General features: G+C 70.2%; 18 protein-coding genes. 7 read left to right on the forward strand and 11 right to left on the reverse strand.

Going from position 1 to position 19,384, the window contains the following annotated elements:
- Window positions 1-44: 44 nt before the first annotated feature.
- On the forward strand, window positions 45-1,406 hold the full coding sequence (locus tag B1L07_01535) for an MATE family efflux transporter (protein ID AUZ54030.1): 1,362 nt from the start codon (window positions 45-47) through the stop codon (window positions 1,404-1,406).
- 83 nt (window positions 1,407-1,489) lie between these two features.
- Entirely contained in the window at window positions 1,490-3,382 is a 1,893-nt protein-coding gene (locus B1L07_01540) for a signal peptide peptidase SppA (protein AUZ54031.1), read from the forward strand.
- 74 nt (window positions 3,383-3,456) lie between these two features.
- Here B1L07_01540 and B1L07_01545 read toward each other — a convergent pair whose 3' ends face one another.
- Window positions 3,457-3,675, reverse strand: coding sequence for a hypothetical protein (locus tag B1L07_01545; GenBank protein AUZ54032.1), 219 nt, complete (start codon window positions 3,673-3,675; stop codon window positions 3,457-3,459).
- 90 nt (window positions 3,676-3,765) lie between these two features.
- On the opposite strand from B1L07_01545, the gene B1L07_01550 reads away from it, so the two are divergent.
- A complete protein-coding gene (locus B1L07_01550) occupies window positions 3,766-4,539 on the forward strand; it encodes a tropinone reductase (GenBank protein ID AUZ54033.1) in 774 nt (257 codons plus the stop codon).
- 15 nt (window positions 4,540-4,554) lie between these two features.
- On the opposite strand, the gene B1L07_01555 is transcribed toward B1L07_01550, so the two are convergent.
- The 8 genes from B1L07_01555 to B1L07_01590 form a co-directional block, all read right to left on the reverse strand.
- Window positions 4,555-5,229, reverse strand: coding sequence for a hypothetical protein (locus B1L07_01555; GenBank protein AUZ56396.1), 675 nt, complete (start codon window positions 5,227-5,229; stop codon window positions 4,555-4,557).
- A gap of 96 nt (window positions 5,230-5,325) precedes the next feature.
- A complete protein-coding gene (locus B1L07_01560; protein ID AUZ54034.1) occupies window positions 5,326-5,886 on the reverse strand; it encodes a tRNA threonylcarbamoyladenosine biosynthesis protein RimN in 561 nt (186 codons plus the stop codon).
- Between the two features lie 130 nt (window positions 5,887-6,016).
- A complete protein-coding gene (locus B1L07_01565; GenBank protein ID AUZ54035.1) occupies window positions 6,017-8,536 on the reverse strand; it encodes a DNA topoisomerase I in 2,520 nt (839 codons plus the stop codon).
- A gap of 186 nt (window positions 8,537-8,722) precedes the next feature.
- Entirely contained in the window at window positions 8,723-9,643 is a 921-nt protein-coding gene (locus tag B1L07_01570; protein ID AUZ54036.1) for a transporter, read from the reverse strand.
- 33 nt (window positions 9,644-9,676) lie between these two features.
- Window positions 9,677-10,375, reverse strand: coding sequence for a pilus assembly protein PilA (locus tag B1L07_01575; protein ID AUZ54037.1), 699 nt, complete (start codon window positions 10,373-10,375; stop codon window positions 9,677-9,679).
- A 170-nt stretch (window positions 10,376-10,545) separates the two neighbouring features.
- Window positions 10,546-11,019: a hypothetical protein gene (locus tag B1L07_01580; GenBank protein AUZ56397.1), complete on the reverse strand. Its 474-nt coding sequence runs from the start codon at window positions 11,017-11,019 to the stop codon at window positions 10,546-10,548.
- A 43-nt stretch (window positions 11,020-11,062) separates the two neighbouring features.
- Window positions 11,063-12,214 (reverse strand): DNA protecting protein DprA, encoded by a 1,152-nt coding sequence (locus tag B1L07_01585; protein AUZ54038.1) that lies wholly within the window; start codon window positions 12,212-12,214, stop codon window positions 11,063-11,065.
- A 77-nt stretch (window positions 12,215-12,291) separates the two neighbouring features.
- Window positions 12,292-13,428 carry a peptidoglycan-binding protein LysM gene (locus B1L07_01590; GenBank protein ID AUZ54039.1) on the reverse strand — a complete coding sequence of 379 codons (1,137 nt, stop codon included), beginning with the start codon at window positions 13,426-13,428 and terminating at the stop codon, window positions 12,292-12,294.
- Between the two features lie 130 nt (window positions 13,429-13,558).
- Between B1L07_01590 and B1L07_01595 the strand changes: the two genes are divergently transcribed.
- From B1L07_01595 to B1L07_01610, 4 genes are all read left to right on the forward strand, one after another.
- A complete protein-coding gene (locus B1L07_01595; GenBank protein ID AUZ54040.1) occupies window positions 13,559-14,074 on the forward strand; it encodes a peptide deformylase in 516 nt (171 codons plus the stop codon).
- 88 nt (window positions 14,075-14,162) lie between these two features.
- The gene (locus tag B1L07_01600) at window positions 14,163-15,086 is read left to right on the forward strand and encodes a methionyl-tRNA formyltransferase (protein AUZ54041.1); all 924 of its coding nucleotides are present in this window, start codon (window positions 14,163-14,165) and stop codon (window positions 15,084-15,086) included.
- A gap of 4 nt (window positions 15,087-15,090) precedes the next feature.
- On the forward strand, window positions 15,091-16,428 hold the full coding sequence (locus tag B1L07_01605) for a 16S rRNA (cytosine(967)-C(5))-methyltransferase (protein ID AUZ54042.1): 1,338 nt from the start codon (window positions 15,091-15,093) through the stop codon (window positions 16,426-16,428).
- A gap of 237 nt (window positions 16,429-16,665) precedes the next feature.
- Window positions 16,666-17,421, forward strand: coding sequence for a hypothetical protein (locus tag B1L07_01610; GenBank protein AUZ54043.1), 756 nt, complete (start codon window positions 16,666-16,668; stop codon window positions 17,419-17,421).
- Window positions 17,422-17,461: 40 nt separating this feature from the next.
- On the opposite strand, the gene B1L07_01615 is transcribed toward B1L07_01610, so the two are convergent.
- Window positions 17,462-18,388: a glycosyl transferase family 2 gene (locus B1L07_01615; GenBank protein ID AUZ54044.1), complete on the reverse strand. Its 927-nt coding sequence runs from the start codon at window positions 18,386-18,388 to the stop codon at window positions 17,462-17,464.
- Window positions 18,385-19,323 (reverse strand): NAD-dependent dehydratase, encoded by a 939-nt coding sequence (locus tag B1L07_01620; GenBank protein AUZ54045.1) that lies wholly within the window; start codon window positions 19,321-19,323, stop codon window positions 18,385-18,387. The genes B1L07_01615 and B1L07_01620 overlap by 4 nt, the downstream gene beginning before the upstream one ends.
- Window positions 19,324-19,384: the final 61 nt, after the last annotated feature.

A 19,384-nucleotide genomic window follows, 5' to 3' on the forward strand; every position in this document is an offset into this window, starting at 1 on the left:
CAACAGCGCGTCCCGCGCCGGCCGCAGTCCGCGCCATTTCCCGCATGTCCACCACCGCCACGCCGCGCTTCCGCCAGGAAGTGCGCGCCACCGGGTTGCTCGCCCTGCCGCTGGTCCTGGGCCATGTTTCGACCGGCCTGATCGCCTTCGTCGACAACACCATCGCCGGCCACCACGGTACCGATACCTTCGCCGCGGTCAGCATCGGCACCGCATTGCTGTGGCTGCCGATGCTGGTGCCGATCGGCACCCTGATCTCGCTGACCGCCTCGGTGTCGCAGCTGCACGGCGCTGGCCGCGAGCGCGACATCGGCCCGCTGTTCCGCCAGGCGCTGTGGCTGGGCGTGGGCCTGAGCGCGCTGATGTTCGCTTTCCTCAGCGTGGTGCCGGCGTTCCTGCCCGCGTTCGGCATCGCCCCGGAGATCGTTCCCGGCGCCACCGGCTTCCTGCACGCGATCCGCTGGGGCGTGCCGGCGCTGACGCTCTATTTCTGCATGCGTTACCTGAGCGAGGGCATGCACTGGACGCTGCCGACCATGCTGCTCGGGTTCGGCGGGCTGCTGGTGCTGGGGCCGCTGGGCTATGCGCTGTGCAATGGCCGCTTCGGCTTTCCCGAAATGGGTGCCGAAGGCCTGGGTATCGCCTCGTCGGTGACGATGTGGCTGCAGGCGCTGTGTTTCGCCGGCTACCTGTGGAAGACCCGGCGTTTCGCCCACCTGCGGCTGTTCGGCCATTTCGAGCCGCCGCGCTGGCGCGCGATCTGGGACCTGCTGCGTACCGGCCTGCCGATCGGCATCACCGTGCTCATGGAAGGCGGCCTGTTCATCATCACCGCGCTGCTGATCGGTCGTATCGGCGCGGTCGAGGCCAGCGCCCACCAGATCGCCATCAACGTCGCCCAGCTGTGTTTCATGATCCCGATGGGCGTGGCCGAGGCCACCACCGTGCGCGTCGGCCATGCGGTGGGCAGCAACGATCCGCTGGGCGTGCGCCGCGCCACCTGGGCCGGCTACGCGATCGTGCTGGTCACGCAGCTGCTGTCGATCACCGTGCTGCTGCTGGGCCACGACGCGGTGGTACGCCTGTACACCGACGACCTGGCGGTGGCCGCGCTGGCCTCCACCCTGCTGCTGTACGCGGCGGCCTTCCAGTTCCCCGATGGCATCCAGGTGCTGTCGGCCGGCGCGCTGCGCGGGCTCAAGGACACGCGCGTGCCGATGTTCATCGCCATGTTTGCGTACTGGGGCCTGGGCATGCCGCTCGGCGCCGGCCTCGGCCTGGGCCTGGGCTGGGGACCGCAGGGCATGTGGATCGGCCTGATCATGGGCCTGACCGCCGCCGCGGTGCTGATGGGCTGGCGCCTGCGGATCAGCAGCCAGCGCCTGTTCCTCCAGCCGGCCCCCTGACTTGAAGCCCATGCCGGGTCCGCCGGTTATGGGTATCCTGCTTTGCAACAAGCCCCTTCCGGAGCGTCCATGAATCCCCACCGCTGCCTCGCCGCAACCCCATCGCCCGCTTTTTCGTCGGGCTGTGGGACGTGATGAACTTCACCCGGCGGCTGATCCTCAACCTCGTGTTCTTCGGCCTGCTGTTCCTGGTGCTGATCGTGATGATGGTGGCGATGGGCAAGGGCGCATCGTCGGCCAAGATCCTGCAGGACCGCACCACCCTGGTGATCGCCCCGGAAGGCCGGCTGGTCGAGCAGTACAGCACCGATCCGGTGAGCCGCGCGCTGGCCAAGGCGGCGGGCGACAACAACGCCGAGGAGATCCAGCTGCGCGATCTGATCCGCGCCATCGAGGCCGCGCGCGACGACAAGAAGATCGAACGCGTGGTGCTGGAGCTGGACAAGCTGCAGCCCTCCGGCTTCGCCTCGATGCGCGAAGTGGCCGCCGCGCTGCAGGAACTGCGCGCCTCCGGCAAGCAGCTGGTGGCCTTCAGCGAGAACATGAACCAGTCGCAGTACCTGTTGGCCGCGCAGGCCGACGAGGTCTACCTGGACCCGATGGGCAGCCTGCTGCTCGAGGGGCTGGGCCGCTACCGCCAGTACTTCCGCAGCGGCCTGCAGGACAAGCTGGGCGTGGACGTGCACCTGTTCAAGGTGGGTGAGTACAAGTCGGCCGCCGAGCCCTACGTGCTCGATGCCGCTTCGCCGCAGGCCAAGGAAGCCGACCTGTTCTGGATGAACGACGTGTGGCAGCGCTACCTGGGCGACATCGCCAAGGCGCGCAAGCTCGACGCCGCGCAGCTGGCCGCCGGCATCGACACCCTGCCCGAGGGCATCGCCGCGGCCGGTGGCGACCTGGCGCGCTTCGCCCTGCAGCAGAAGCTGGTGGACGGGCTCAAGACCCGCGAGGAAGTGGAAACGCTGCTCACCCAGCGTGGCGTGGCCGACAGCGACGCCGAGGGCGGCTTCCGCCAGATCGCGCTGGGCGACTACCTGACCCAGGTCGATGCGCGCCGCTCGCCGATCGATCACCGTCCGCAGGTGGCGGTGGTGGTGGCCGAGGGCGAGATCGCCGGCGGCGACCTGCCGGCCGGCCGCGTTGGCGGCGTCTCCACCTCGGCGCTGCTGCGCGCCGCGCGCGACGACGACGACGTCAAGGCGGTGGTGCTGCGCGTGGATTCCCCGGGCGGCGAAGTCTTCGCCTCCGAGCAGATCCGCCGCGAGGTCGAGGCGCTCAAGGCCGCCGGCAAGCCGGTGGTGGTGTCGATGGGCGACCTGGCCGCGTCCGGTGGCTACTGGATCAGCATGAACGCCGACCGCATCTACGCCGACGAATCGACCATCACCGGTTCGATCGGCATCTTCGGCATGATTCCCAACTTCGCGCGCAGCCTGGACAAGATCGGCGTGCATACCGATGGCGTGGGTACCACCCGTTTCGCCGGCGCGTTCGACGTCACCCGGCCGATGGATCCGGCGGTGGGCCGCGTGGTGCAGTCGGTCATCGACAAGGGCTACGCCGACTTCACCGGCAAGGTGGCGCAGGCGCGCGACCGCGACGTGGATGCCATCGACGAGGTCGCGCGTGGCCGCGTGTGGAGTGGTGCGCAGGCCAAGGAACGCGGGCTGGTGGACGCGTTCGGTGGCCTCAAGGCCGCGATCGCCGATGCCGCCGGGCGCGCCAAGCTCGGCGAGCCGGACAAGTACCGGGTGAACTACATCGAGAAGGCGGCCACGCCGTTCGCGCAGTTCATGACCGGCTTCGCCGGCAGCCGCGCCGGCGCCTGGATGCTGTCCGATTCCAGCCTGGCGCGGTTGATGCTGGCGCGCACCCTGCCGGAAATGGACGCGCAGCTGCGCTTCGTCGAAGATGCGGTGAAGGACCGCAACGGCGCGCCGGTCAAGGCGCTGGCCTACTGCTTCTGCGGTCTGTAAGCGCCGCCACCGCATGACCTGGCAACGCCGCCCCCGGGCGGCGTTGTCGTTTCAGCCGTGTGGTGCGCGCGTGGCTACGGCGCGCGGCCGACCGGCCGTGCATGCATCCGTGCCCCGGCGGCCGCGACCGTATCGGCAACGGTGCCGCCGGCCGGCGTCCGCGCGGGCAGGCCAGCGCGGTGCGGCGCCGCGGCCTGGGGATCGGGCCGGCGCTCGGTCTCCGGCGGCTGCGGCCTGCCGCAACCGGCCAGCAGGGCCAGGGCCATCGGCAGCAGGCAATGACGGATGTCCATCGGCGTGCTCCTGTGCGGGCAGGCGTCCATCGTGACACACCGCCACGGCCGCAACCTGACCCGCGGCCGGCACGGCGGTATCCTTCACCCATGAACACGAACCGCTGGCGGCTGGACGGACAGACCGCACTGATCACCGGCGCCAGCGCCGGCATCGGCCTGGCCATCGCGCGCGAACTGCTCGGTTTCGGCGCCGACCTGTTGCTGGTGGCGCGCGATGCCGACGCGCTGGCGCAGGCGCGCGACGACCTGGCCGACGAATTCCCCGGCCGCGCCATCCACGGCCTGTCGGCCGACGTCGCCGACGACGAGGACCGCCAGGCGATCCTCGACTGGGTCGAAGACCATGGCGGGCTGAACCTGCTGGTCAACAACGCCGGCGGCAACATCACCAAGCCGGCCAACGACTACAGCGAGGACGAGTGGCGCGGGATTTTCGAGACCAACCTGTTCTCGGCGTTCGAGCTGTCGCGCTATGCCTACCCGCTGCTCACCCGCCACGCCGCGTCGGCCATCGTCAACGTCGGCAGCGTGTCCGGCATCACCCACGTGCGCAGTGGCGTGGTCTACGGCATGACCAAGGCGGCGCTGCAGCAGATGACCCGCAACCTCGCCTGCGAATGGGCCGAGGACGGCATCCGGGTGAACTCGGTGGCGCCGTGGTATATCCGCACCCGGCGCACCTCCGGGCCGCTGTCCGACGCCGATTACTACGACGAAGTGATCGCGCGCACGCCGATGCGCCGCATCGGCGAGCCGGAGGAAGTGGCCGCGGCGGTCGGCTTCCTGTGCCTGCCGGCGTCGAGCTATGTCACCGGCGAGTGCATCGCGGTCGACGGCGGCTTCCTGCGCTACGGGTTCTGAGCCGCGCCGGCGGCGTCAATGGCCGCCACAATCGCGGTCCAGCCGTGCCTCGATGCCGCGCTGTTCGCGGGTGAGGGCCTGGCGTTCGCTCTGCAGCGCGCTGTTGTAGCGGCGCACCAGTTCCCAGCGACGGTCGCGCAGGCGCGCGCACACTTCCTGTTGTGGCAGCGGGTGACAGACATCGCGGACCCAGGTGCCGCTGGCGATGACGGCGCCGCCGGGGTGGGGGTGGCCGTGGCCGGGCCGTCCGCCCGCGACCATGCCGCCACCGGAAGCCGGTGGCGCGGTGTCGATGCGCCCGGGCGGGTGGTAGCCGCCGACCCACAGCGGCACCCAGCGCGGCGTGCCGAGACCGTCTTCGCTGGTGTAGCGCCCGCCATCCGGCGCGATGCACTCGTACAGGGGCTGCGGCGGCTGCACGGTGACGATGCGCACTTCGCGCTCCGGTGGCGGTGGCGCGGGCGCAGTGGCGGGCGCCAGCGCCGGCCGCGGCGGTGGATCCTGGGGGCGCTGCATGTCCAGCACCTGCTGCCGATGCGTACCGGCACACGGGGCGTCCTGCAGCGTGACCGCGCCATTGGCAGCCACGCAGCGGTAAATGCGCACGCTGTCGGCCGGCGGTGGCTCGGCGGCCATCGCCATGGCGGGCAGCAGGCCCAGGAACCCGGGCAGGAGCAGGCGGACGCGCATGCGGCCATGGTGCCGCATCTGGCGGACCGCGGGTAGGCGGGGTTTCCGGCCGTGGTGGTGGGCACCTGCCGCCCCCGGGACCCCGCGCCGGGTGGCTTACTCGCGCAGCACCTGGCCGGTGGCGGCGACGCGGATGCGGGTAGGCTGCGCCAGCCCGCCGGTGGCGCCATCAAGCAGCCCGTCGAGCTGCGCCAGCAGGGCCGGGTCGAGCTGGTCGCGGGCGCGTGCCGGCGGCTGCCCGGCGAGGTTGGCGCTGGTCGAGACCAGCGGGCCGCCCCAGGCCTGGCACAGGGCGCGTACCTGCGGATGCGCGCTGACCCGCACCGCGATGCCGGTGTGTTCGCCGGTGATCCAGCGTGGGGCGAGCGGCCCGGCCGGCACGATCCAGGTATGGGCCCCGGGCCAGCTGTCCAGCACCGCCTGGCGGCGGTCCTCGACCAGCGCGTCCAGCCGCACCCAGCCTTGCAGCTGCGTCACGTCGGCGGCGACCAGGATCATGCCCTTCTGGACCGGCCGCTGCTTGAGCGCCAGCAGTTTCATCACCGCCGTTTCGTTGGCCGGGTCGCAGCCCAGGCCCCAGACCGCTTCGGTCGGATAGGCGATGACGCTTCCGGCGCGCAGCGCCGGGACCACGTTCTGCAGATCGAATTCAATCATCGGGGTACCGTTGGCTACCGCGGCGGTGGCCGCGGGAACGCAGGGAGGCCAGACGCACCAGACCGCCCGTGGGCGGCCTGGTACAGGTACGCGATTATCCCCCTGCCGGGGCGGCAGGGCGAGACGGCGCTCAGAACGGCGGCGCGTCGTCGGCCGCCGGTTTGCCCGCGGCCTTCACCACGGCTTTCTTGACGGCCTTCTTCGCCGTGCTCTTGGTGGCCGTGGCCTTCTTGGCCGCCGCCTTCCTGGCCGGTGCCTTCTTGGCGGCCGGCGTCTTCGGCGCGGCGTCCTTCTTCACCGTGGTCTTCTTGACGGCGGCCTTCTTGGCCGCGGCCTTCTTTGCGCCGAAGCCCTTGCGCGCCGGCTTGCCGGTCTCGGCCATCAGCTGCTGGACCTCGGCCAGGGTCAGCGAGGCCGGCTCGCGGTCCTTGGGGATCTTGCCATTGAGGGTGCCGTCGCTGATGTAGGGCCCGAAACGGCCGTTGAGCACCTGGATGTCCGAACCCTCGAACTCCTTGATGATGCGGTTGCGGGCGATCTCTTCCTTTTCCTCGATCAGGAACAGCGCGCGCGCCAGGTCGATCTTGTACGGATCGTCCTCCTTCTTCAGCGAGGCATAGGTGCTGCCGCGCTTGGCGAACGGGCCGAAGCGGCCGATGCCCACGCTCACTTCCTCGCCATTGGCGTCGGCGCCGAGCCTGCGCGGCATGTCGAACAGCTTCAGCGCGTCCTCCAGCGAGATGGAGTAGATGCTCTGGCCGGGCTGCAGCGAGGCGAACTTCGGCTTCTCCTCGTCATCCACGGTGCCGATTTGCACCATCGGCCCGAAGCGGCCGATGCGCGCGCTCACTTCCTTGCCGCTGCCCGGGTCGGTGCCGAGCACGCGCGCGCTGCCCGCGTCGGTGCGGTCCAGCGATTCACTCTTGTCGCTGACCAGCTCCTTGAACGGGCCCCAGAAGCGCTCCATCAGCGGCACCCATTCCTCCTCGCCGCGCGACACCGCGTCCAGCTCGTCCTCGAGCCGGGCGGTGAAGTCGTAGTCGACGTAGCGGGTGAAGTGGCTGGACAGGAACTTGCTGACCGCGCGGCCGACGTCGGTGGGCTTGAAGCTGCGGCCTTCCATCTCGGTGTACTTGCGGAACAGCAGGGTCTGGATGATCGAGGCGTAGGTCGAGGGGCGGCCGATGCCGTATTCCTCCAGCGCCTTGACCAGCGCCGCTTCGGTGAAGCGCGGCGGCGGCTGCGTGAAATGCTGTTCGGCGCCGATGCGTTCCAGCGGCACGTTGTCGCCGGGTTTCATCGCCGGCAGCTTGCGGCCTTCGTCCTCGTCCTCGGCATTCCTGCTGTCCTTGCCTTCCTCGTAGACGGCCAGGAAGCCGGGCACCACCACGGTGGTGCCGCTGGCGCGGAACACGTGTTCGCTGCCGGCGGACAGGTCGACGCTGACCGTGTTGAGCGTGGCCGGGATCATCTGGCAGGCCACGGCGCGCTTCCAGATCAGCTCGTACAGCCGGCGCTCGTCGTCGGTCAGGAACCTGGCCACCTGCGCCGGTGTGCGCAGCGCCGAGGTCGGGCGCACCGCTTCGTGCGCTTCCTGGGCGTTCTTGCTCTTGGTGGTGTAGGTGTTGGGCTTGTCCGGCAGCGAGGCGGTGCCGTAGTCGCGGGCGATCACGTCGCGGATCTCGACCAGCGCGTCCTGCGACAGGTTCACCGAGTCGGTACGCATGTAGGAGATCAGGCCGACGGTGCCTTCCTCGCCGATCGCCACGCCTTCGTACAGCTTCTGCGCCACCTGCATGGTCTTGCGCGTGGTGAAGCCGAGCTTGCGCGAGGCTTCCTGCTGCAGGGTGGAGGTGGTGAACGGCGGCGCCGGGCGACGCTTGCGCTCCTTGCTGGCGACGTCGGTGACGTGCAGGCGGCCCTGCGCGGCCTGCTGGATGCGCAGGCGCGCGGCCTCGGCGGTGTCGCCGTCGGTGATGGTGAACTGCTCGAACTTCTGCCCGTCCAGCTTTATCAGCTTGGCCGAGAAATGCTGGGTCGGATGCGCGCAGTCGGCCTGGATCGACCAGTACTCGCGGGCCTTGAACGCCTCGATCTCCTCTTCGCGCTCGACGATCATGCGCAGCGCCGGGCTCTGCACGCGGCCGGCGGACAGGCCGCGCTGCACCTTGCGCCACAGCACCGGGGAGAGGTTGAAGCCGACCAGGTAGTCCAGCGCGCGCCGCGCCTGCTGGGCGTCGACCAGGTTGTCGGCGATGGCGCGCGGCTGCGCCATCGCCTCCTTGATCGCGCGCGGGGTGATCTCGGTGAAGACCACGCGCTGCATCGACTTGTCCTTCAGCAGCCCGCGTTCCTTCAGGATCTCGGCGATGTGCCAGCTGATGGCCTCGCCCTCGCGGTCCGGGTCGGTCGCCAGGAAGATGTCGTCGGCGCCCTTGGCGGCCTTGGCGATGGCCTCGACGTGCTTCTCGTTCTTCTCGATCAGGTCGTAGCGCATCGCGAAGCCGTGGTCCGGATCGACCGCGCCTTCCTTTGGGACCAGGTCGCGCACGTGCCCATACGAGGCCAGGACGGTGAAGTCCTTGCCGAGGTATTTGTTGATCGTCTTGGCCTTGGCGGGCGATTCGACGATGAGCAGGTGCTTGGGCATGTCAGTGGGTTCTTGCGGGGAGGGCGGGGCCCGGTGGGGGGCGCTAGGGTGGCGCAAACGCGCCCGATAGTGAAGCCGCGGGGCCGATGCGGAGATGCGCAACGCCCGGGCAGGGCCCGGGCGTTCAGCTTTCCTTGTCCAGAGAAATCACGGAGAGGCCGCCGTTGTCAAGCGGCGGCATGTGACTCAGCTGAAGTTGGAGGCGGCGATGCCGATGATCGCCAGCAGCGCGACGATGCCCACCAGCACCATCACGCCGAACAGCGACAGGATCACGATGGTCACCGTGCCCAGCCCGCGCTGCTGCCACTCCGGGTGGTCGGTGAAGGCCCATTTGTCCACCACCAGGGTGTCGCAGATCATGTCGTGCAGGCTCTGCTTGCGCTCGGTGAAGGCGGCCATCAGGTAGCCGATGCACAGAATCAGGCCGCTGAGCATGGCCGCGAAGTAGCGGCCGATGCCGCGGGCGATGGTGATCCGCTCGCCGTTGCTGCGCACCACCTTGATGCCCACCGCCATCTTGCCCAGGGTGGCCTTGCCGGACGAGGCATGGAAGACCGCGTAGTAGGCGGCGGCCAGGCCGATGGAGACCAGGTTGGTCAGCAGCTGGATCGCGATGAAACCCGCGCCCATGGCGTCGCTGCCGCCGCCGATGCCGGCCATGCCGATGCCCAGCACCATGCCGATGCCCATCGCGATCACGCCGCCGACGATGCCCACGACCAGGCTGTCGATGAAATAGGCCGCCACGCGCTTCCAGAAGCCGGCGTAGACGATCTCGCCGCCGCCGACCACCGTTTCGCCGGTGGCGGCGCTGGTGGGCGCGGCATAGGGCGACTGCGCCGCCGCACTGGCCTTGGCGACGGCGCTGCCGTCCTCGATCGCCTGGTAATCCGCGCGCAGGTCGATGCCGGTACCGGCGGCCGCCGGCACCAGCAGCTGCAGCTCCTCGGCCATCGCCGAGAGCGGCTGCCACTGCGACATGCCTTCGCGCCAGACCAGGCTGCCCAGGTCCAGCTCGTTCCTGCGGAACTTGTCGCGCAGCACGTCGGCTTCGACCGGCCCATGCCGCTCGCGCTGCGCATCGGCGTAATACCACTGACTCATCAATATTCCCCTGTGAAGTGTGTGCGTCCCGGCTCAGCCGCGGCACTGGGCTGGCAGATGTTGGTCCGCCACGTCGGACCGGCATGTCCAGGTGGCGGTCTGCGTATCGTAGTCGAGCCAGAGGTGCTTGCCGTCAAGCGCCTGCCTGCCGGGCACCTGGAAACGCGCCTCCACGCCGCAGTGGCCGTTCTCGAAACGGCCGATGCGCGCGCTTGCGACATCGCCGGCGGCGTAGCTTTCCGGGCTGTGGAAGCCACTGTCGCCGTTGACCGGGCAGTGGCCGCTGGCGCTGGCGAACCGCGCCACGTCCTGGGTGAGTGGCTGCAGCTGCGCCCACGCCGCGGTCACCTTCGCGCGGGTCAGGTAGCTGTTGTAGGTGGGTATGGCGATGGCGGCCAGAATGCCGCCGATCGCCAGCAGCGCGACGCCCGCAACCGCGGCGATGATGCCGGCCACGGCGCACCCGGACAGTCCGGGCCGTGGCGGCGCCGGAGCGACGATAGGTGCCTGTTGCACCGGCGGTGGTAGCGGCGGCGCGGAGGATTGGCCCGCGGGCATGTCCAGGCCGAGCTCGGCGGCGAAGTCGGCCAGTGGCCGCCAGTCGCTGGCGCCCTCGCGCCAGACCAGGGTGTCGCCGGCGATGCGGTTGGAGCGGAACAGCTCGACGATGCTCGCTGCGGGCAGGGGGCCGCGGCGTTCGCGGTTGCCCTCGGCATAGAACCACTGGCTCACGGGGACTCCTTGTGGCTGTCCAGGGTGGGGCGCGTCGTGGCGCGCAGGGATGTCCTTTCCGCTACCCGCGCCTGCACCGGCGGGCCCGGCGTGCCGCCAGGAGTCGGGCGGCGGGGTCGCCAGCGCCGCGCGGGCGCTCACGGTGGCGTGATGCGCCACGCCGTCGATCCTCAGTGCAGCGGCTCGGGCTCGTCGACGAACATCTGCGTTTCCATCCACGCATAGGCGGCTTCCGCGCCCGGCTGGTTGAACAGCACCATCAGCACCACCCACTTGAGGTCGTCCAGGTCCAGTTCGTCCTGGTCCAGCGCCATCGCCCGGTCCAGCACCAGTTCGCGCTGGTCGGCATCGAGGATGCCGTGCTGTTCCAGGAACAGCAGGAACCCGCGGCTCTCCACGTCCAGCTTGTCCAGCTCCGGGCCATGGAAGATGCGTACCGGCCCGTCCACCCGCGCCTGGCCCACGGCCGGGCGCTGCTCGGCCAGGGCATCGAGCCAGTCGAAGGCCTTGCTGATCTCGGTGGGGCTGAAACCGGCCTGGATCAGGCCGTTCTGCAGGGAGTCGCGGTCTCGGATGAGATCGGCGTCCTCGCTGAAATAGTGTTCGAACAGATACAGCAGGACGTCCAGGATGCTCTCTTTCATTGCCTCGGCCTGCGCCATGCGGCGCTGTGGAGGTGAAGGAACCTCAGGTGCGGGTGTAGCAGCCGTATGCGGACGACACCTTCCCTTCCAGTTCCATGACCAGCAGCATGGATGACAGCCTGCTGGCCGTCAATCCAGTGCGCCTGATCAACGAATCCATACCGGTTGGGTCGTAACCCAGCGCATTCCACAAGCACTGGTAGTCCGGATCCGGTGGGGTGGGGGCCGGGCAAGGGCTGCCCGGGGCCTCAGGGATGGGGGTCAGTAACCGGTTTTGCAAGGCGCCCGCCAGTTCGCCGGCCAGATTGGCCACGCCTTCCACAATGTCCGCCGGTTGTGTCACCAGGATTGCACCGTCGCGTATCAGGCGATGGCAGCCGCACGCCATGGCGTTGCCGATCGATCCGGGCACCGCGAACACTTCACGACCGGCTTCGGCCGCCAGCCGCGCGGTGATCAGCGCGCCGGAGCGCGCGGCGGCTTCGACCACCACCGTGCCCAGGCACAGCGCGGCGAGCAGCCGGTTGCGGGCGGGAAACTGGCCGTTGCGCGGTGGCGTGCCGGGCGGGTACTCGCTGACCACCGCGCCGGTCGCGGCGACCTGCTCCTGGAGCGGGGCATGGCGGCGTGGGTACGCCAGGTCCGGGCCGGTGCCGATCACCGCGAACGTGGCACCGCCGGCATCCAGCGCGGCACGGTGGGCGGCGGCGTCGATGCCGGCGGCCAGGCCGCTGCCGATCGCCAGCCCGCCCGCCGACAGTTCGCGCGCGAACGCGTAGGCGTTGTCGCAGCCCCCTGCGCTGGGATTGCGGCTGCCGACGATGGCGATGGCCGGCTGCCACAGGCAGGCCGGGTCGCCATCGACGAACAGGGCCAGCGGGGGATTCGGGCAACGCCGCAGCAGGGGCGGGTAGTCCTCATCGCCCCAGCCGAGCAGGTGGTGGCGCGGATGCTCCAGCCAGCGACGTGCCTGCGCCATGCGCGCCGGTGCCGGCGCGACCAGCGCCTGCGCCTGCTGCCGGTCCAGGCCGACGGCCTGCCACGCGGGGCGCCCGGCAGCCAGCGCGTGGCGTGCGCTGCCGCAGTGGTCGAGCAGATCACGCAGCGGCCGGGCGCTGCCGCCGGCCAGCACCAGCGCCAGCAGCGCCTGGGCTTCGTCTGCGCACGCGCCGGCAGGGTCGGGAAAGGCGGGCATGCGCGGATGCTGGCCCGGAAACGACGACGGCGCCCTCGGGCGCCGTCGTGCTGCTGCATCGGATTACGCCGCGCCGCCTACTGCGCGTCCGGATGCTTGAGCTCGTAACCCACGCGCGCCGGCTTGGTGCCTTCCATCACCAGCGCATAGCTGACCCGGTCGAAGGTGCGGAACACCATGGCGTGCGCCGCATACTCGGCCGGCAGCGACACGCGGCCAGCACCGGGCTTGAGCCCGTCGTCGGTGCGCGACGTGGCCATGCCGGTCACGCGGTCGGTGACATGGCGGCCGCTGCGCCAGACCGAGAACACGGTGCCGTTGTCGATGCCGTCGCGGGCGCCGCCGGAAATGGCGATGACGTCGCGCGGACCGCCCGAGGTGAGGGCGTCGGCCACGGCCAGGACGCGCAGGTGGCCGTCCGCGACCGCCGCGCTGGGGGCGTGCGGCACGAACTGCAGGTCGTAGGGGCTGGCCTGCACCGGGACCAGGCGGTCGCCGGCGCGCACTTCGCGGCCGCTGGCCTGCAGCAGCAGGGTGCTGGTCTCGTGCTCGCCGTTGCCGACGCGGGTGACCGTGCCGGTGGCGACCTGGGCCAGCTCGTAGCCCAGCAGTTCGTGGCGGTCGCTGCTGGCCACGTAGCTCCGCCACAGGTCGCCGGTGAACGGGGTCACGTTGCCGCGCTCGTCCAGGTCGTCGCTGGGCTTGGGCTGGCCGTACCGCACCGTGGGCCGCAGCACGGCATAGCGCTGGCCGGCCTGTGCGCCCTGCAGGCCGCGCACATAGGCCTGCTGCCCGGCGCTGGCGCGCATGCGGTTGTCTTCCAGGCCGACCACGTAGGGCAGCTGCTTGAAGCTGTCCATGACGGTCAGGTTCTTCAGGAACGGTTCAACCTGCGCCAGCGGGATCGCATTGATCGGCGCTTCGTCGCGCTTGCCCGGCTGGATGCTGCCCTGCGGCGTCACCCGGTCCAGATAGGCCAGGCTCAGCACGTCGCCCGGGTAGATCAGGTGCGGATTCTTGACCTGCGGGTTGGCCTGCCAGATTTCCGGCCAAAGCCACGGCTTCTTCAGGAAACGGGCGGCGATGTCCCAGAGCGTGTCGCCCTTGCGCACCACGTAGGTGTCCGGATGGGTGGCGCCCGTCTCGACCGCCACGGCATAGGTCGTAACGGTCAGCAACGCGACGGCGGCGACCGTACGTATTTGTTTCAGCATGGCTGCGATCTGCCTGATTCCCCAACAGGTTCGCGCACTATAGTGCAGAACCCGGGGCGCGGGGCAAGCGCAGGCGCTAGAATTGGGACGTCCTGCCGAATTGTGCGGCATCCCCATTCCGGTGCACCCCATGGCCCTCCTGCCCATTCTCGAATTCCCCGACCCGCGGCTGCGCACCAAGGCGGTCCCGGTCGACCCTGCCGAAGTGACCACCCCGGCGTTCCAGCAGCTGCTCGACGACATGTTCCAGACCATGTACGACGCCCCCGGCATCGGCCTGGCCGCCAGCCAGGTGGACGTGCACAAGCGTTTCATGGTGATCGACGTCAGCGAGGAGCACGACGCGCCGCAGGTGTTCATCAACCCGCAGATCGCCAGCGCCAGCGAAGGCGGCCGGGTCTACCAGGAAGGCTGCCTGTCGGTGCCCGGCATCTATGCCGACGTGACCCGTGCCGACAGCATCGTGGTGCGTTTCCTCGACCGCGAGGGCAAGGCGCAGGAACTGGCGGCCGATGGCCTGCTGGCCACCTGCATCCAGCACGAGATGGACCACCTGGACGGCAAGCTGTTCATCGATTACCTCTCGCCGCTCAAGCGCGAAATGGTGCGCAAGAAGCTGGCCAAACAGCGCAAGCACGTCGCCTGAGCCGCGCCCCCGGCCTGGCCGGGCGCGCACCAGCGCAGCGCACGGCGCCGACCCCGGCGCCGTCGTTCTTTCCGGGAGTTGGATTGCCATGAGAATCGTTTTTGCCGGTACGCCGGAGTTCGCCGTCGCCTCGCTCGGCGCGGCCGCGCGCCACCACGAGGTGGTCGCGGTCTACACCCAGCCCGATCGCCCGGCCGGCCGCGGCCGTGGGCTGATGCCGTCGCCGGTCAAGCTCGATGCCATCGCCCGCGGCATTCCGGTGTTCCAGCCGGAGAGCCTGAAGACCCCCGAGGCCCAGCAGCAACTGCGCGACCTGCAGCCGGACCTGATGGTCGTGGTCGCCTACGGCCTGATCCTGCCCAGGGCGGTGCTCGCCATCCCCACCCATGGTTGCTGGAACGTGCACGCCTCGCTGCTGCCGCGCTGGCGTGGCGCGGCGCCGATCCAGCGGGCGATCGAGGCTGGCGACAGCGAGACCGGGGTCTGCCTGATGCAGATGGAAGCCGGGCTGGATACCGGGCCGGTGCTGTTGCGCCAGCACACCGCCATCGCCGACACCGATACCGGCGGCCTGCTGCACGACCGCCTGGCCGAGATGGGCGCGCGGGTGCTGTCCGATGGCCTGGGGCTGCTGCGCGCGGGCCTCAAGCCGGTGGCGCAGCCGCAGCCCGAGGCCGGGGTCACCTATGCGCACAAGCTCGACAAGGCCGAGGCGCGGCTGGACTGGAGCCAGGACGCCGCGGCGCTGGCGCGGCGGGTGCGCGCCTTCAACCCGTGGCCGGTGGCCGAGGCCATGCTGGCCGGCGAGCGCGTGCGCATCCACGGCGCGGTGGCCATCGACGACAACCGCGGCAAGGCGCCAGGCACGGTGATCGGCGCCTCCCGCGAGGGCATCGACATCGCCTGCGGCCAGGGTGCCCTGCGCCTGCGCGTGGTGCAGCGCGAGGGCGGCAAGGCGATCACCGCCGCCGACTACCTCAATGCCCGCCGCGACCTGCCGGTGGAGGGCTGAGCGGATGGTGGTTTCGGCATCCGGGCCGTGGAAGGGCGGCGTCGCGCAACAACCGGGCGTGCAGACGCGCGTGCTGGCGGCCAAGGTGCTGGCGGCGGTGGCCGGCCGCGGCCGTTCGTTGAAGGCCGAGCTGGCGGCAATGCTGCCGCAGCTGGACGATGGCCGTGACCGCGCCCTGCTGGAGGCGATCTGTTTCGCCGCGCTGCGTCGCCACGCCCTCTACGAACAGGCGCTGCGGCAATGGCTGCAGAAGCCCCTGGGCGCGCGCGATGCCGACCTGAAGGGGCTGCTGCTGGCCGGCTTCGCGCAGCTCGATGCGTTGCAGCTGCCGGCCCATGCGGCGCTGTCGGCCACGGTGGACGCGGCGCGCGCGCTCGGACGCGAGCGCCAGGCCGGGCTGGTCAACGCGGTGCTGCGCCGGGCGCAACGTGAAGGTTTCCCCGAGGTCCGTGCCGAGGACGCATGGCCGGTCTGGCTGCAGGAGCATGTGCGCCGCGACTGGCCGGCGCAGGCCGAGGCGGTGTTCGCCGCGAGCCTGCGGCCGGCGCCGCTGTGGCTGCGGGTCAACCGCCAGCGCCATGCGCGCGACGCCTATCTCGCCCTGTTGCACGAGGCCGGTATCGAAGCGGAAGGGTCGGCCCTGGCCGCCGACGCGATCCGCCTGCCGGTCGCGGTGCCGGTCGCCAGCCTGCCGGGTTTCGGCGAGGGCGCGGTGTCGGTGCAGGACCTGTCGGCGCAGCAGGTGGCCGACGCGCTGGCGCCCGCGCGCGGCGCGCGGGTACTGGACGCCTGCGCCGCCCCGGGTGGCAAGGCGGCGCACCTGCTGGAACGTGATCCCGGCCTGCGGCTGCTGGCGCTGGACGTGGACGCGCGGCGCCTGCAGCGCATCCGCGAGACCTTCAACCGTACCGGGGTCGGTGCGTCGGCGCAGGTGCGGGCGGCGGACGCGGCCGATTGCGCCGCATGGTGGGACGGCGAGCCGTTCGACGCGGTGCTGCTGGATGCCCCGTGTTCGGCCACCGGCGTGGTCCGTCGCCAGCCCGACGTGCTGCTGCACCGGCGCCCCGCCGACATCGACGCGCTGGTCGCCCAGCAGGCGCGGCTGCTCGATGCGCTGTGGCCGGTGGTGGCGCCCGGCGGCGTGCTGGTGTACGCCACCTGCTCGATCCTGCGTCGCGAGAACCAGCAGCAGATCGCGTCCTTCCTGGCGCGGACGGCCGATGCGCGCATCGACGCGCTGCCGGACGCGTTTGGCCATGGCGATGCCGGGACGCGGCAGCGCCTGCCCGGTGAACAGGATGGCGATGGCTTCTTCCATGCGCGGCTGCTGAAGCGCGGCTAGCCGGGCCCGGCCCGGGCTTGTTGAATGTGTTCATCATCACGGAACGCGCATTTACGTTCGCTTTCCAGTTGCCGTGCAATGCTTGTGAAGAAGTGTGCGGGCCCTGTGAAACCCCGCCCAGCCAGGCAACCAGAGTTGCGTGACGCTGGAGCGGGGGTTGCCTGGTCCGCACGCGCAGGCCGGCAGGCGTTGCCTGCTGCGCCGCAGTCCGTTTCCCCGAATCCAGAAGTGCCTCCCATGTCTCGGCCCTGCAGCGAACTGCCGATATACGTCATCAACCTGCCCGCATCGGCCGACCGGCGGGCATCGATGCAGCGCCAGGCGACCGCGCTGGGGCTGCGGTTCCAGTTTTTCGAGGCGGTGAACGGGCGCCAGCCGCACCCCCTGTTCGCGCATGTGGCCGAAAAGAAGCGGCTGCTGCGCAAGGGCAGGCCGTTCCGCCCCGGCGAGATCGGCTGCTGGGCCAGCCACTACCTGCTCTGGCAACGCTGCGTGGAAAGCGGACAGCCGATGCTGGTGCTGGAAGACGACATCGCGATCGACCCGCGCCTGCCCGCGCTGCTGGCCGACCTGGATCAGCTGCCGCAGGATGTCGGGTACTTCCGTCTGCATGCCGCCGACCGGTCCAGCGAGCCCTGGTGCCGCGTCGGCGATTTCGTCCTCCACCGCTACTGGCGCAGCCCACTGTGCACCTTCGGCTACTACCTGGCCCCGGCGGCGGCGCGGTTCCTGGAGCATGCGGACGAGTGGATCGTCGCGGTCGACGACTACATGGACCTGGCCTGGCTGCACGGCGTGGAATGCCTGGGTCTGAAGCCGGGGCTGGTCAGCAGCGACGAGAGCTTCGAGTCGATCATCCAGGCCCGCACCGGGGCGAAGGAACCGGTCGGGCCGTGGCGCTGGCTGGCCCGGGAGGGTTACCGCCTGAAGCTCGACGTGCGCTGGTTCCTGCACAACCTGCCCGGGCGCGTCCGCCCCCGCGCGGTGTCCTGACCCCGGCCGCGCCGCGCGCTGTCCTGCCGGCGGCCGGCCGTCAGCGGCCGCGCCTGTGGCCGAGCAGGATGCTGGCCGCGCGCTCGTAGCGCTTCCACCACGGCGCATCGCCGCGCAGCGCCAGCGACGCGTAGCGTTTGCGTTCCTTGCGCGTCGGTGCGGGCTTGGTGCGGTACTCGGTTTTGCTCAGCACGCAGCAGTTGTCGTCCAGCCCGCTGCGCCAGGCGTAGTGGCGGACGATCCCGTAGTTGCGCAGGCCGTTGAGGTGCAGCGATGCCGGCTGCTGGCGGGTCGCCCACCAGCCGTTGCTGCCGTGGGTCCGGTATTCGACGCAGCCGGTGGGCAGGTAGTACTTGCGCGCGCCGAGGATGCTGGCGCCGTGGACCAGGCAGGCATCGGCGCACAGCTTCCACTGTTTGCGGAAGCTGGGTGGCAGGTCCAGCACGGTGTCCGCCCAGCGCCGGCGCAGCGAGAGCGCCGAGGTCGGGGCGCCGTACCAGGTGACGAAGAAGTAGGTGCTGATCGCGGTGTAGCCCAGGTCGATCGGGCTCTTGCTGTCCTCGTACAGGATGTCCTGGTTGTCGATGCCGAAGGTCTGCAGGTCGCTGAACACGAAGTCGACGTCGCGCCGCGCGTCGTAGACCGCGCCGATCTGCTCCAGGTACCGCGGTTTCCAGCGGTCGTCGGCGTCCAGGAAGCAGACCACGTCGGCGCTGGCGGCGGCCACGCCGCGCTGGAACGCGGCCAGCTGCCCCTCGTTCTCGCCGAACAGCAGGGTCACCCGCGGATCGGCGCCGTAGCGCTGCTGCAGCAGCGCCGGCGAGCCGTCGCTGGAACCATCGTCGACGACGATGACCTGCGCGGCCGGCCGCGTCTGCGCAAGCGCGCTCTCCACCGCCTCCACCACGAACGGGAGGTAGTTGTAGCTGGTGATGACGACCGAGAATGTGGTGGCCGCGGTGCTCATGCCGCCAGCACCTGGCGGAAGTAGGCGATGGTCTCCCTGAGGCCGTCGTCCAGTGCCACTTTCGGTTCCCAGTCCAGGCTGGACCGGGCCAGGGCGATGTCCGGCTGGCGCTGCCTGGGGTCGTCCTCCGGCAGCGGCTGGAACACCAGCCTGGAGCGGCCGCCGACCAGCGAGATCACCTTTTCGGCCAGTTCCAGCATGGTGAACTCACCGGGGTTGCCGATGTTGACCGGCCCGGTGAAGCCGCGCTCGCTTTCCATCATGCGCAGCATGGCCTCGATCAGGTCGTCCACGTAGCAGAAGCTGCGGGTCTGGCTGCCGTCGCCGTAGATGGTGATGTCCTCGCCCCTGAGCGCCTGCACGATGAAGTTGCTGACCACCCGGCCGTCGCTGGGATGCATGCGCGGGCCGTAGGTGTTGAAGATGCGCACCACCTTGATGTCCAGCCCGTGCTGGCGGAAGTAGTCGAAGAACAGCGTCTCGGCGCAGCGCTTGCCCTCGTCGTAGCAGCTGCGCATGCCGATCGGATTGACCCGGCCCCAATAGCCTTCCTGCTGCGGGTGTACTTCCGGGTCGCCGTAGACCTCGCTGGTGGACGCCTGCAGGATGCGTGCGTCCAGGCGCTTGGCCAGGCCCAGCATGTTGATCGCCCCGTGCACGCTGGTCTTGGTGGTCTGCACCGGGTCGTGCTGGTAGTGAACCGGCGAGGCCGGGCAGGCGAGGTTGAAGATGCGGTCGACCTCGACGTAGAGCGGGAACGTCACGTCGTGGCGCATCAGCTCGAAGCCGGGGTTGCCCAGCAGGTGCGCGACGTTGCGCTTGTTGCCGGTGAAGAAATTGTCGACGCAGAGCACGTCGTGGCCGTTGCCGACCAGCCGGTCGCACAGGTGCGAACCGAGGAAGCCGGCACCGCCGGTGACCAGGATGCGTTTCATGGGGGAGATATCACCGGAAGGGCGGCCTGTTAAGGCGAATGATACAGGCGTGATATCGTCC

Origin of the sequence: Stenotrophomonas acidaminiphila (assembly GCA_002951995.1) — a bacterium.
GTDB classification, from domain to species: domain Bacteria; phylum Pseudomonadota; class Gammaproteobacteria; order Xanthomonadales; family Xanthomonadaceae; genus Stenotrophomonas; species Stenotrophomonas acidaminiphila_A.